This is a genomic window from Sphingomonas pruni NBRC 15498, from assembly GCF_001598455.1.
Lineage (GTDB): Bacteria > Pseudomonadota > Alphaproteobacteria > Sphingomonadales > Sphingomonadaceae > Sphingomonas > Sphingomonas pruni.
Window position 1 is genome coordinate 1 of the sequence record NZ_BCYZ01000050.1, and the last position, 12,500, is coordinate 12,500.

A 12,500-nucleotide genomic window follows, 5' to 3' on the forward strand; every position below is an offset into this window, starting at 1 on the left:
CCCCGAAACGGGTGGCCAGGTCAGGTCTGGGGCAGGGCGGATCATGCTACCTGCTCGCACGAGTGCGCACCCTGCTTCAAGTGCTTCCACGTAGTACGGGCTTGGCGATCCGGACCGCAGGGGGCATGGAGGTGGATATGACGAACATGGCGACAGGCGAACGCGACCAGTCCGACATCTGCCTTTTCGTGCCGCCCTTTGCGTCGGTCAGCTTCCCCCAGCTCGGCACCGCAGTGCTCAAGGCTGCGTGCCAGCAGCGCGGGCTCGCGACCCGTATCGTCTATGGCAACCTGACGCTCGCCGCACGGATCGGGCTCGACAGCTATGAGGCGGTCGAGGCGACACCGATGCGTTCGATGGTGGCCGACCACCTCTTTCGCGATTTCGCTTATCCGCCGGACATCGCTGCCACGCTACCCCAGCCGGATCCGCCGACCGCCGACATTCAGGCGGTGTTCGACCGCGTCGCGCCCGCGATCGAGCCGGTGATCGCCGAGATCGTCGACGAAATCGTGGCCATGCAACCTCGAATCCTCGGACTGTCCTCCACCTTTCAGCAGAACATGGCGTGTTCGACGATCGCCCTGCGGGTGAAGCAACGGGCGCCCGATATCCGAATCGTCCTGGGCGGCGCCAATGTAGCCTGGCCGCTCTGTCTGGGGCTGGCGCGGGCATTTCCTTGGATCGATCATGTCTTCGCCGGGGAGTCGGACATCGACTTTCCCGACTTTTGCGAAAGACTGATCCGCGACGGGCTCGCGCCGAGCGATCGGGTGATCCACAGCGCGCCGATCCGCGACATGCGGGTGGCCGCGGCGCCCGACTTTAGCGACTATTTCGCGACCATGCGGCCATTACAGGCCGCAGGATCGCTTCCCCAGAACCTGCCGCGCTACCTCACGGCGGAAAGCTCGCGCGGCTGCTGGTGGGGCGCGAAGAGCCATTGCACCTTTTGCGGGCTCAATGGCGAGGAGGGCATGGCGTTCCGCCACAAGCCGGCGGACCGGATGCACGCGGAACTCGATGCGCTGGCCAAGAGCGGCGGGACATCGATCTACATGACCGACAACATCATGCCGCGCCCCTATCTCACCGACCTCCTGCCCGGGCTGGCGGAGCGCGAGCCGCGGCTGCATCTGTTCTACGAGGTCAAGTCTAACATGACCCGCGCCGAGGTGGAGACGATGGCGCGCGGCGGGGTCGCGATGATTCAACCGGGGATCGAATCGTTGGCCAGCGGTCCGCTGCGGCTGATGCGCAAGGGGGTGTCGGCGCAACAGAATATCGCATTGCTGCGCGATTGCGCCGCGACGGGCATCGGCGTTGCCTGGGGCATCATCTACGGTTTTCCGGGCGAGGCGGCGGCGGATTATGAGGCGATGGCGACATTGATGCCGCTGCTCACTCATCTCGATCCGCCCAATGCGATGCACCGCATCGTCATCGACCGCTTTAGCCCGCTCTATCGAGGCCATCCCGACAACGGGGTTGGTGCAGTAAGGCCGTTCGGGGCCTATCGCGCGCTCTATCCCCCCGCGATCGACACCTCCGAGATCGCTTATCATTTCGTTGGCGACTATTCGACCGAACTGCTCGGCGACGCCGATCTGCTCGATCGTCTGGGTAATGCCATCGCCGATTGGCGCGCGGCATCGGCCCGCCGACCGCCGCCCGTCCTCCAACTGTTCGAGCGGGCGGACGGTGCGGTCGTCCTCGACACCCGCGCGGTCGCATTGCGGCCGATGACGCCGCTCACCCCGGCGCAGCTCCAACTCCTGATCGCGCTCGACCGACCACGGGCACGCGACGCCATCGCGCCCGAGCTTCGCGACGACGCAGCCTGGCTGGTGCACCGCGGCTTCGTCATCGATCATGAGGACAAACTGGTCGGCATCGTCGTCCGTCCGGCGCAGGACAGGGTTGAACAATCTGCCGGTCAGGCGGCTGATCTTTTTGCGTAGGCGGGGCGCTCAGCCGCCTGAACGACCGGCTCGCGGGTCACGACGCTCAGCAACAGGCCCTCATGTTCGATCACGCAGTGACGCTCGATCAACGCGTCGAGCATCGCTCCCTCCACGCCAAGATCGCAACGCGCGCGGGGGCGTTCGAGCAGGCGTAGCGAGAGGTCCCATTCGGGGGGTAACGGGATGCACGCGGTGGTGGCGATCTGGCGCGTGTCGATCAGCACCTGTGCGCCGTCTTCGGTCGCGATCTTGAGTTCGGGCGCAGCGCGGGTGATCCATTGCAACCGCCAGATCCCGATTGCGCGGCCCATCGCCAGCCTTGTGTCCGGATCGTCGAGCAGCTCGGTCGTGTAGCGGCCCCTGAAATGATAGGCGATCGCGTCGAGGCGTGCGGCGCACGGGAACAGGCCGCGATAGGCCGCGATAGGCTCGACCCCTTCTATCCCGAACGCGGCGGGGGTCGCGTGATAAGGACTGAACCGGTCGACGATCAGGGGACTGAAGTCATTGGGCGGTTCCAGATGCTCGATCGCCGGTATCAGCGACGCGACTGTCGCATAGTGCGCGGTGGCCTCTCCTGGGAATCCGAAGAGATAATTCCAGGTAACCCTGATCCCGAGCGAACGGCAGTCGCGCAATAGCGCAATGTTGCGCTGCGCGGACGTCCCCTTGCGCATCAGCTTCAGCACCGGCGAGGATAAGGATTCGATCCCCGGCTGAATCCTGTCGATCCCCGCCCGCGCCATCAGCGCGAGCTGGTCGTAATTGAGGTTGGCCTTGACCTCGTAGAATAGGGCCGGGCGATGATCTCGTTCGGCGAGCCGGGGCAGCAATTCGGTCAGATAGGACCGCGGCATGATATTGTCGGCAACCGCGAACCGCCCGATGCCCCAGCGATGCTCGAGCGCGTCGATCTGGTCGAGCGCCGTCGCGGCGGGCTTATCGCGAAACATCATCGTCGCGCCGTTGAGCCCGCAAAAGGTGCAATGGTTCTTCGCTCCCCACCAGCACCCGCGCGAGGTTTCGACTGGTAGCGCCTCGGGCAGCGTCGCGGGCAACGCGCCGCCCAGCGCGCGCAGATCGGCGAAATAATCGCTGAAGTCGGGCGCAGGGCTGCTGCGCATGTCCATGAGCGGCGGGCAATGGATCACACGGGGCAGCCCATAGCCATTCTCGCCCAGCACGGATGCGCAGAAATCCGGAAAGACGATGTCCGCCTCGCCCGAAAAGAAATGGTCTATCCAGGGGAATATCTCGGCCAGCGCCTCCCCCATTGGCGCGGAGGCATTGGGTCCGCCGAACACGATGCGCGTGGCGGGCGCCGCGGCCTTGATCCGATATGCGATCGCGGAGCCGGCTAGCGTCTGCTGGTAGCTCGAGGAGATGCCGAGGAGTCGCGGCCGGAATGCTAGAATCTGCGCACAAACGGCGTCGAGCAGCGGAGCCACCGCGGGAGCGACCGCGTCATGCTGTGCCTGAAGCGGCGCCGAAAGCGGCGCGAGCGGATCGAACTCCCTGCTCGAACCGGGGCCATAGGCGTGCGGCAGGAACAGGCGCTCTCCCACTAGCGACGCGGTATTGCTGTTGGCGACGTCGCGATAGGCGGGATAGCCCGTGTGCGCTGCGAGCATCAGGTTCGCGTGGACGACCGCGACCGTCATCCCGCGCGCCCGGCACGCCGCGGCGAGGATCGCGACTCCCAAAGTCGGAGTCTCGACCTGCGCGAACGGCGGGACGACAAGGCATAGGTCGATCGACATCCGCTCGGTTTGAAGCGGGTTTGGCGACGGACGCAAGGGTCGTCTTTTCGCACCCGTATGTATGCTTGCGCTTCGGTTCGGCGTTAGTCGCGCCGAACCCTCGGGCCAATTTGATCCCGACAATATGGTGCCGCCTACAGGACTCACATCGCCTCCGAAAACTCCCAGAAATCCTAGGGTTATGACGTCGCGTCGTTTTCGTGGTCCATCCGTGGTCCTACCCCAAAAATCGTTCCCATGCTTGGACTCAAACCCTCGACAGACGACACTTTCTGACCCGATTCGATCTGTTCAGGGACTGGCGAATTACCTACACACGCTAGCGGAAAAGTGCGTCACGCCGCCCTTCCCAAGTTCATAAGCCATTTTGTCGCTTCTATCGATGAAGGGCGAGAATCAGGTCGATGGCAGCGCCCGGTTTGAATGGTAATCGATGACCGCAATCCCGGTTGCCAGATGCGGTAAGCTGGCATCGCTCGGAGAATCGCGCGGTCCCGGACGATGTTTGGCGGTTGTTGCCGCTAGGGTCAGGACCCGCTGATTAAGAGGCAGCAGCACCTGCTCGAGTCTGCCCTACAGTCAGCCATGCAGCTAACGACCCTAAAGCAGAATTAGCCACATCTCGGAACAGGTTGTGCCCGATACTGCGCGGTAGACTCACAAGCGCGCAGCTCCAGCCCTATTGGGGCAAGTCGACATGAAGCGGGTCTATGGTTTCGTGACTCAGTTGGTCGGCGACTGCTGAAAGGGGTTTGGGTTCTGTGTTGGCGGAGCGGTGAACGGGCGGCTGCGGAGTTGGCGATCCGAGGTGATAAAAGATGTATTATCCTTCAAGAATAAGAGGAAAGCTTATGAAATTTTTCGCAATTGCGTTAGCATTTTTCGCAATAGGATTTTCCTATACGCCCGCCCATGGCACAATTTCGTCTATCGTAAACGTTACTGATGCGCCGTATTGTACTTCGCCAGGATCCGGTCACGATCAGGATTGCATAAATAGTGCGATATCTTACATTAGATCGATAGGGGGAGGAACTGTATATTTTCCGTGCGCTGTATTTACGACAAACGCTCCCATCGTCATAGGCGACACGACGCACGTATCGTCCAACATTAAGCTTAGAGGATCCGGTAAATGCACCGTAATCAAGGGCTCGGGAAATTTTAACACCGTTGTTGAGCATGCGCCGAATGCAACATCTTCCGCAACATTCGATTACTATGGAAATTCAGTTTCCGATTTAACGTTCGACGAAAGCGAAAAGGCTGGTGGGTATACGCTTGATCTATCCAACGTTGCTCAGCTCTCTTTAGCAAATCTGTATGTAAATTTTCCATGGTGCGGCCCGCACATTAACGACTTCAATAACGTAATTATTGAAAATGTCGTTATATACAACGCAACTGGTTCAGGCAGGGGATCTGGATGCCAAGCGTTTCTCGTGAGCGGAGGTGGGACTGGGGATCCTTACGGTCGTTCCGACGTCATCACGTTCAAAGATTTCGTTATTTCCGGAGATTCTGGTGATCGAACTAACTCGCATCACGGCCTAATTATCGACGGTTTCGTCGCTACGGTATCGGGATCCAAAATATACCTTACCTCCGTGGACGGTGTCGGACTGTGGTTCAGGAATAGTGTCGGCGCGTCGCAGGGTCCGGAGTTCGCGACATTATATGGTGTCGAGGCTGATTTCCCGTATGCGAACGGCATCCTAGTGCAGCAGGGTTCAGTTTTGCACTTCACCGATCTCGCTATCAACGGTTCGCTGACGGCGTCGAATATATATCTCGCGAACGGCGTCTCGCGTGTCTCGCTTCAGGGTGGTTTCAGTTCAAACGCAGCGCTCGGCGGGATTGATAGTTTCGCTACCCAGGTGAGCATCTCCAACATGGATATCTTTTGCAACTCGACGCCGGCTGGAGGCGGCGTGGCCGGGGCCTGGTCTGGGCTGTCACTGGAATCGAGCACGAGAGTGGCGACGGTAACCGGCAATAAGATCGGTTGTCCTCACGATCCGTCCTGGCAGAAATACGGCGTCCAGGTGAACAGTGGCGCGGATCAATATGTAATCACAAGCAACGCCTTGGAAAACAACAGCCTTGGCGGCATCAGTGGCGCAAGTGGAACGGCGTCGAAGATCATCGCTAACAACGCCCAGTAATTTTGAGGGCGCCCATTGAGGCGCCCTCATTGACCGTTGCTCGCAAGCACGCAGCTGCTGGTTGGCGGCCCTCCGCGATGAGACTCCGCGAAGGAGCGATAGGTTTCCGGTCATCACAGATAGTTCGGCTAGGCTGGGCCGGGCTCTGAGCGGTAGTAGGATGCGGGGGCGTCCTCATTTCCGCTATTCATGTCAGAATATACGTCCCCAATCTTCCACCTGCAGTTATCGAGAAACACGGTGCTGAAACGGGAAACGAAATTCTGGCTCGACGGGCGAGGGCAGTCTCCGCCGCGAATGCGCGCCGATTTCTTTCACGGGTCGATCGATTAGGGCCAGGGGATCGGGCAGGCCTTCGCTCAACATTTTGGCCCATATCTCCGCCAGCTCTCGTCGACGCGGCATATAGGCCGCGCGGTTGTAAGCGCCCTCCACCTTGTCCTTGGGCATATGAGCCAGCATCAGGTCGATCACCTTGCGGTCATGCGGATCGCCATTTCGCTCCGCCCACTCGTTCATGATCGTCGAGAACGCTGCTCGAAATCCATGCGGCACGTGATGCCCATGGTAGCCGGCCCGGTTTAGCAAATAACCGATCGCATTCTCGCTCATCGGACGATGTGCATGCCGGTTGCTCGGAAAGACCAGTGGTCCCCCGCCGGTCAGTGGCCAGATCGCTCTCAACACAGCGACCGCCTGCGGTGTGAGCGGAACGAGATGATCGCCGTTTATCTCCTCCTTTCGACTGAGGTCTCCCTTCATGCGGCTTGCGGGAATCCTCCAGAGCGGCAGTTTTCCATCAAGATCCTCGAATTCAGCCCACTCGGCGCCGCGCAGTTCGCTCGGCCTGACGGCGGTGAGTGCCAGCATCCGGAGGCCGAGTCGGGTGATCGGTCGCGCGTTGTCCTCCTCAGCTGTCAGTATCATCTGGCGCAGTGGCACGATGTCGGTGATCGCCGGCTGCCGACCCTTTCGCAGCGGCTTGAGCACCGCGCCCAGCTTTTCGGCAGGGTCGCTCGTCGCGATCCCCTGGGCGATGGCGTAGACGAACACCGCTGAGATGCGTTGTCGCACGCGCTTTGCAGTCTCGATGGCACCCCGTGTCTCGATTTCTCGCAGAACACCGAGAATGAGCGGCGGCGTGAGTTGCGCGATCGGCAACGACCCGATTGTCGGAAATACGTCGCGCTCGAGGCTGCGGATGACGTCGCCTGCATGGATCGTCGCCCATTGCGCCTTGGCGTTTTCATACCACTCGCGAGCCACGCGTTCGAACGTCTGGCGTCCGGCTTCGAGGTTCGCCTCGAGCTTCAGCCTTTTTGCGACACTGGGATCATGCCTTTCGCACAACATCGACCAGGCTTCGTCGCGCTTTTCGCGAGCATCCGCTAGCGAAACGAGGGGATAGGCGCCGAAGGCCATCGTCTTGTTCTTGCCGTCGTATTCGTAGTTCCAGCGCCAAAGCTTGCCGCCACTCGGGGTGACCATCAGAAACAGGCGGTTGGCATCGGCAATTTTGTAAGCTTTGGGGCGCGGCTTGGCCGTGCGCACCTTGGCATCGGTAAGCATGGTTCGGTCTCCGAAAATACCTCGTTTTTCGACCGCGCGTACCTCGTTTTCGCCCTTCCGATTCGTTGGATGGGCATGGACGGGCACGGACGGCCGAAGCCGAACCGGTCTGCTAAGCGTCAGTAATCAGGAGGAAAAAGTCGATCCCAATGGTCTTCTACGGACCGTTGCGGAATGGCCGGTGGCGGAGCGGGAGGGATTCGAACCCTCGATACGCTTTTGACGTATACTCACTTTCCAGGCGAGCGCCTTCGACCACTCGGCCACCGCTCCGCATTGCCGGGAAGCGTCGCCCCTAGAGATACAGGCGCGTCCACGCAAGCGCTTGCCGGATCGGGCGGGCGTGTGGCAGCTTCCGGTCCATGCCTATCCTGCTCTCGCTCGCCCTCGCGCTCGCCGGCGAGCCCGCCGCCGACACTCCCAAAAAGCCCACGGCCAAGGCGCCGCTGTCGCCGACCGAGATCGCCAACAAGGCACCGGCCGCGGCGTGGCGGACGATCGCAGACGATGACATCCTGATCTTCACGCTCGCCAACGGGCGCAAGGTGATCATCCAGCTCGCGCCCGCTTTTGCGCCCCAGCACGTCGCGCGCATGCGCACGCTCGCCAACAAACATTGGTGGGACGACACCAGCGTCTATCGCATCCAGGACAATTATGTCGCGCAATGGGGCGACGTTACCGAGAAAAAGAAGCTGCCCGAGGGCGTCGCCGACGAAGGACCGAGCGAATATACGCGGGCAGGGGGCCGGCCGGTGGTGCGCATGACGCGGCCGGACAGCTTCGCCTCGATCGCCGGGTTTTCGGCCGATGGCTGGCCGGTGGCATCCGATGGCAAGCGCAGCTGGCTGACGCATTGCTATGCGATGGTCGGGGTTGGCCGCGATCTCGCGCCGTCGGTCGGCAGCAGCGCCGAACTCTACGCGGTGATCGGTCACGCGCCGCGGGCACTCGACCGCAATATCGCCCTGGTGGGTCGCGTGATCGAAGGGATCGACGCCCTATCGTCGCTCGAACGCGGCACCGGCAAGCTCGGCTTCTATGGCGACGGGCAAAAGCCGACGCCGATCGTCAGCGCTCGCCTGGCGAGCGCCTTGCCGTCGGGCGAGCGCCCGCATTTCGAATATCTCTCGCCCGTCAGCCCCGACTTCGCGCGCTACCTGCACGCGCGCGAGAACCGCGAGCCGCCATTCTTTACTGTGCCAGCCGGCGGCGCCGATATCTGCAACGTGCCTGTGCCGGTTCGCCGCAAGACCTGACCGGTCTGCTCAGCTGCCAAGCCAGTCCGCGACCTCGCCGGCGACCTGGTTAGCCGCCTGGTTGAGCGCCGGGCCGACCGAATTGGCGTCGATCTTGGCCAGCGGCACGCGGGCTTCGAACTTCTTCTTCTCCACCTTGCTCGCGTCGCTCCGGATCAGCGAGCCTTCGAACGTCACCACCGCTTCGTGCGTGCTGCCGTCGATCCCGAAATTGCGCAGCTCGCCCGAAAGGCGCGCACCCGGATCGCTGAACGACTGCGCCGGGCTCAGCACCACGCGGCCGGTCTTGGCGGCGATCGTGTCCGACATCAGTCGCGCGAACAGCCGCTGTGGCGCCTCGACCCAGGCGACGTCGGTGACATAAGCGAGCTGGTCGCCGGTCTGGACCGGCACGCGCGCGACTGCCAGCGATTGCGGCACCACCGGCACCTGGATGGTAACGGTCTTGGCGCTGGCCGAAGTCTGGGTCGACCCGACCGGCAATGCCGCGGTGGAATTGAGCGTCAGCAATACCTTGGGCGGCTTGCCGCCAAAGCTGAGGCAGCCCGCGAGCGGCAGAGCCAGGAGCAGGGGAAGAAGGCGCTTCGTCATCTCACTTGCCCTTGTAATCTGGGAGCTTGGGACTGCCGACGATCGACCCGGCGCCGCCGCGATCGATCTTTTCGGCGACCGACGACAGCGATTGCGACATCTGGCGCAGATCGTGGATCAGCTGTCCGAGCTCGGGAATGGTCTGTTTGGAGAAGCTTTGCAGCCCGGGACGGGCGTCGCCGATCGCAGCATCCAGCGTGTCCATCGACTTCTGCGCCGACGCCACCGCCTTGTTCAGATTGCCCAGCGTCGGCTTGACGTCGTTGGCCAGCAGGCCGTTGGTCGTCGCGGCCAGCTCGCCGATCTGTTGCGAGGCGACGCCCGCCTTCTGGATCGCGATCCGCGTCTCGGCCAGGGTCGCGGCGATTTCCGGCCCGCGATCGGACAGAGCCTTGCTGAGTCGGTTGGTATTCTCGAGGATGCCGGCGATCGACGCCTGGTTGCGGTCGCTCAGCAAGGCGGTCAACCGCTCGGTCAGCGTCGTCAGCCGCTCGAGCAATTGCGGCGCGTTGGACAGGAGTGCGCCGAGGCCGCCGGGCTTGGCCGGGATCAGTGGCACGCCCAACGGGCACGCGCTGTTCGAGCAATCGATCAGCGGCCGACCGGCCTGCGCGCCGTCGAGCTGGACGGTCGACGGGCCGGTGAAGCTGCCCTGGATCGCCGCAGTGGTGCCGAGCAGGATCGGCGTCTTGTCCTCGACCGACACGCGGACCCGGACGAATTCGGGGGACTTGGCGTCGAGCTTGATGTCCTTGACCTGGCCGATCGGTACGCCGGAGAAATTGACCGCCGATCCCTTGGCCAGTCCGTCGACCGATTGCTTGAACAGGATGTCGTATTCGCGCTTGCCCTCCGAGCCGAAGCGCGAGATCCACACCATGAACAAGGAAAGCACGGCAAGCAGGATCAAGACGACCCCGCCGACCAGCACATGATTGGAACGCGTTTCCATCAGTCAGCCCCTGCCTTGCCCGTGCCCGCTTCCTGCGTGGCGACCGCCGCGCGACCGCGGGGTCCTTTGAAATATTCCTCGATCCACGGATGATCCAACGCGATCAGCTCGTCGATGGTGCCGACCGCGATCACTTTCTTGTCGGCGAGCACCGCGACGCGGTCGCAGATCGCATACAGCGAGTCGAGATCGTGCGTGATCAGGAACACGGTCAGCCCCATCGTGCGTTGCAGCGACAAGGTCAGCTCGTCAAAGGCAGCGGCGCCGATCGGGTCGAGGCCCGCAGTCGGCTCGTCGAGGAACAGCAATTCGGGATCGAGCGCCAGCGCGCGCGCCAGCCCCGCGCGCTTGCGCATTCCGCCCGAAAGCTCGGCCGGGTATTTCGGGCCCGCGTCGGGGGGCAGTCCGGTCATCACCACTTTATACGACGCGATCTCGTCGAGCAGCGTCGCATCGAGCTCCGGATAGAATTCCTTGATCGGCACTTCGACATTCTCGGCGACGGTCAGCGTCGAGAACAATGCTCCGCCCTGAAACAGCACGCCCCAGCGCTTGCGGATCTCGGTCGCCTGATTCTCCTCGAGGTCGATCGTCGGTTCGCCGAACACGGTGATCTCGCCTTCATCGGGCACCTGCAACCCGATGATCGACCGCATCAGCACTGACTTGCCGGTGCCCGACCCACCGACCACGCCGAGAATCTCTCCGCGCCGGACGTCGAGGTCGAGCCCTTCGTGCACGACCTGTTCGCCGAAACTGTTCTTCAGGCCGCGAACGCGGATGACGAGGTCGTCCTCCGCCATCAAATCCATCCGACCGAGGAGAAGAATACGGCGAAGAAGGCGTCGAGCACGATCACCAGGAAAATGCCCTGGACCACCGCCGCGGTGGTGCGCAGGCCGACCTGTTCGGCATCGGCTTCGACCATCATGCCCTGGAAACATCCGGCGATCGCGATGATCGCGCCGAATACCGGTGCCTTAATCAATCCGACATAGACGTCGCTGATCGGGACGACCTCGCGAATGCGCTGGACATAGGTCACGGGGGGAATGCCGAGCGTGGCCCAGCACAACAATCCGCCACCGATGATCGAGATCAGCGCCGAATAAAAGCCGAGCAACGGCATCATGAAAATCGCCGCGAGCACGCGCGGCACGACCAAAGCCTCCATCGGCGACACGCCGATCGTCCGCATCGCGTCGATTTCCTCGGTCAGCTTCATTGTGCCGATCTGCGCGGCGAACGACGATCCCGACCGCCCGGCGACCATGATCGCGGTCATCAGCACGCCGAGTTCGCGCATCGACAGGCGTCCGACCAGGTTGATCGTATAGACCTCGGCGCCGAACTGGCGCAGCTGCACCGCGCCTTGCTGGGCGATGACGATGCCGATCAGGAAGCTCATCAGCCCGATGATGCCCAGCGCCGAGACGCCGACCACTTCGAACCGCTGCACCGTGGCGTTGAAACGGAAGCGGCGGGGCGGAACGAAGATGCTCTTGAAGATCGTGGCAAACGCGATCGTAGTCGCGCCGAGAAAGCCAAGTAGGCCGACCATCGTCTTGAACGTCTGGATCGTCGCTTCGCCAATCTCTCCCAGCACGCGATAGAAAGCGGGGACATGCTGGCCGCGGATGCTGACCGGCTGGTCGGCGGCCTGGACCTGATCGAACAGATGCTGAGCGTCGGGGTTCAGGCCTTTGATGTCCGCACCGGTGCGTTGCGCCAGTCGATGGATCGTCCAGGCGCCGATCGTGTCGAGCCGCTCGATCCCCGCTAGGTCGATATGCTCGACCTTGCCGTCATACGCCGCCAGGCGCTCGGGCAAATCGCCGAGATTCGCGAGCGACAGACTACCAGTGAAGCGGAGGGTGCCGCCGGCAGAATCGTCGGTAAAGGCAGCTGGAGCGCTCATCCGCTTCCATCCATGGTCGATTACGACTGGATCGGCAATAACTTGTGGCGTGGTCGTTCCAAGGCATCGCGCAGCGCGGGCCTGACTGGCCGGCATGCTCTTATGCCGTGCATGCCGGGCGGTGCGGCAAACCGTTTCGACACTTATATATACGACACCTATATATAGGAGCGGCTATGTATAGCAGCGCGGCTAGGGATCGACGCGGTCGACATCCTCGTCATGACCGCTGCCCGAGCTTAGGAAGACCAGCCCCATCAGCGCCGCCGCCATCATGATCGTCGCGCCGAATCCGCCGACCGCCGCGAGGATGGCGATCCAC

Annotated in this window: 10 protein-coding genes and 1 tRNA gene (1 of these 11 running past the window's edge); 3 read left to right on the top strand and 8 right to left on the bottom strand. The window is 62.4% G+C overall.

Going from position 1 to position 12,500, the window contains the following annotated elements; all coding sequences use genetic code 11:
• The first annotated feature begins 137 nt into the window (after positions 1 to 137).
• Positions 138 to 1,961, top strand: coding sequence for a RiPP maturation radical SAM C-methyltransferase (locus tag SPR01S_RS14470; RefSeq protein WP_169803438.1), 1,824 nt, complete (start codon positions 138 to 140; stop codon positions 1,959 to 1,961).
• Here SPR01S_RS14470 and SPR01S_RS14475 read toward each other — a convergent pair.
• Positions 1,937 to 3,724 (bottom strand): RiPP maturation radical SAM C-methyltransferase, encoded by a 1,788-nt coding sequence (locus SPR01S_RS14475; protein WP_066590558.1) that lies wholly within the window; start codon positions 3,722 to 3,724, stop codon positions 1,937 to 1,939. The genes SPR01S_RS14470 and SPR01S_RS14475 overlap by 25 nt on opposite strands.
• Before the next feature lie 851 nt (positions 3,725 to 4,575).
• Here SPR01S_RS14475 and SPR01S_RS21645 point away from each other — a divergent pair.
• Positions 4,576 to 5,889, top strand: a complete 1,314-nt coding sequence (locus SPR01S_RS21645) for a hypothetical protein (protein ID WP_157082270.1) — start codon at positions 4,576 to 4,578, stop codon at positions 5,887 to 5,889.
• Positions 5,890 to 6,114: 225 nt separating this feature from the next.
• Here the strand turns inward: SPR01S_RS21645 and SPR01S_RS14485 are convergent, their stop codons facing one another.
• Positions 6,115 to 7,458: a tyrosine-type recombinase/integrase gene (locus tag SPR01S_RS14485; RefSeq protein ID WP_066590560.1), complete on the bottom strand. Its 1,344-nt coding sequence runs from the start codon at positions 7,456 to 7,458 to the stop codon at positions 6,115 to 6,117.
• Between the two features lie 182 nt (positions 7,459 to 7,640).
• A tRNA-Ser gene (locus tag SPR01S_RS14490) sits at positions 7,641 to 7,731 on the bottom strand.
• A gap of 89 nt (positions 7,732 to 7,820) precedes the next feature.
• Between SPR01S_RS14490 and SPR01S_RS14495 the strand changes: the two genes are divergently transcribed.
• Positions 7,821 to 8,717, top strand: coding sequence for a peptidylprolyl isomerase (locus SPR01S_RS14495; protein WP_066590561.1), 897 nt, complete (start codon positions 7,821 to 7,823; stop codon positions 8,715 to 8,717).
• Positions 8,718 to 8,726: 9 nt separating this feature from the next.
• On the opposite strand, the gene SPR01S_RS14500 is transcribed toward SPR01S_RS14495, so the two are convergent.
• From SPR01S_RS14500 to SPR01S_RS14520, 5 genes are all read right to left on the bottom strand, one after another.
• Positions 8,727 to 9,308, bottom strand: coding sequence for an ABC-type transport auxiliary lipoprotein family protein (locus SPR01S_RS14500; RefSeq protein ID WP_066590562.1), 582 nt, complete (start codon positions 9,306 to 9,308; stop codon positions 8,727 to 8,729).
• Between the two features lies 1 nt (position 9,309).
• Positions 9,310 to 10,260 carry an MlaD family protein gene (locus tag SPR01S_RS14505; protein WP_066590563.1) on the bottom strand — a complete coding sequence of 317 codons (951 nt, stop codon included), beginning with the start codon at positions 10,258 to 10,260 and terminating at the stop codon, positions 9,310 to 9,312.
• Positions 10,260 to 11,063, bottom strand: coding sequence for an ABC transporter ATP-binding protein (locus tag SPR01S_RS14510; protein ID WP_066590595.1), 804 nt, complete (start codon positions 11,061 to 11,063; stop codon positions 10,260 to 10,262). The genes SPR01S_RS14505 and SPR01S_RS14510 overlap by 1 nt, the downstream gene beginning before the upstream one ends.
• Positions 11,063 to 12,178: an ABC transporter permease gene (locus tag SPR01S_RS14515; RefSeq protein WP_066590564.1), complete on the bottom strand. Its 1,116-nt coding sequence runs from the start codon at positions 12,176 to 12,178 to the stop codon at positions 11,063 to 11,065. The genes SPR01S_RS14510 and SPR01S_RS14515 overlap by 1 nt, the downstream gene beginning before the upstream one ends.
• A 192-nt stretch (positions 12,179 to 12,370) precedes the next feature.
• On the bottom strand, positions 12,371 to 12,500 hold the 3' portion of the coding sequence (locus tag SPR01S_RS14520) for a hypothetical protein (protein WP_066590565.1). Its footprint extends 152 nt past the window's final position; the window shows 130 of its 282 coding nt (coding positions 153-282); the start codon falls outside the window, past its right edge; it ends in the stop codon at positions 12,371 to 12,373.

Bases quoted from the DNA above. Each gene is read 5' to 3' on its own strand.
- SPR01S_RS14515 (WP_066590564.1), bottom strand. From the start codon at position 12,178: ATGAGCGCTCCAGCTGCCTTTACCGACGATTCTGCCGGCGGCACCCTC.
- SPR01S_RS14510 (WP_066590595.1), bottom strand. From the start codon at position 11,063: ATGGCGGAGGACGACCTCGTCATCCGCGTTCGCGGCCTGAAGAACAGT.
- SPR01S_RS21645 (WP_157082270.1), top strand. From the start codon at position 4,576: ATGAAATTTTTCGCAATTGCGTTAGCATTTTTCGCAATAGGATTTTCC.
- SPR01S_RS14505 (WP_066590563.1), bottom strand. From the start codon at position 10,260: ATGGAAACGCGTTCCAATCATGTGCTGGTCGGCGGGGTCGTCTTGATC.
- SPR01S_RS14500 (WP_066590562.1), bottom strand. From the start codon at position 9,308: ATGACGAAGCGCCTTCTTCCCCTGCTCCTGGCTCTGCCGCTCGCGGGC.
- SPR01S_RS14485 (WP_066590560.1), bottom strand. From the start codon at position 7,458: ATGCTTACCGATGCCAAGGTGCGCACGGCCAAGCCGCGCCCCAAAGCT.
- SPR01S_RS14495 (WP_066590561.1), top strand. From the start codon at position 7,821: ATGCCTATCCTGCTCTCGCTCGCCCTCGCGCTCGCCGGCGAGCCCGCC.
- SPR01S_RS14475 (WP_066590558.1), bottom strand. From the start codon at position 3,724: ATGTCGATCGACCTATGCCTTGTCGTCCCGCCGTTCGCGCAGGTCGAG.
- SPR01S_RS14470 (WP_169803438.1), top strand. From the start codon at position 138: ATGACGAACATGGCGACAGGCGAACGCGACCAGTCCGACATCTGCCTT.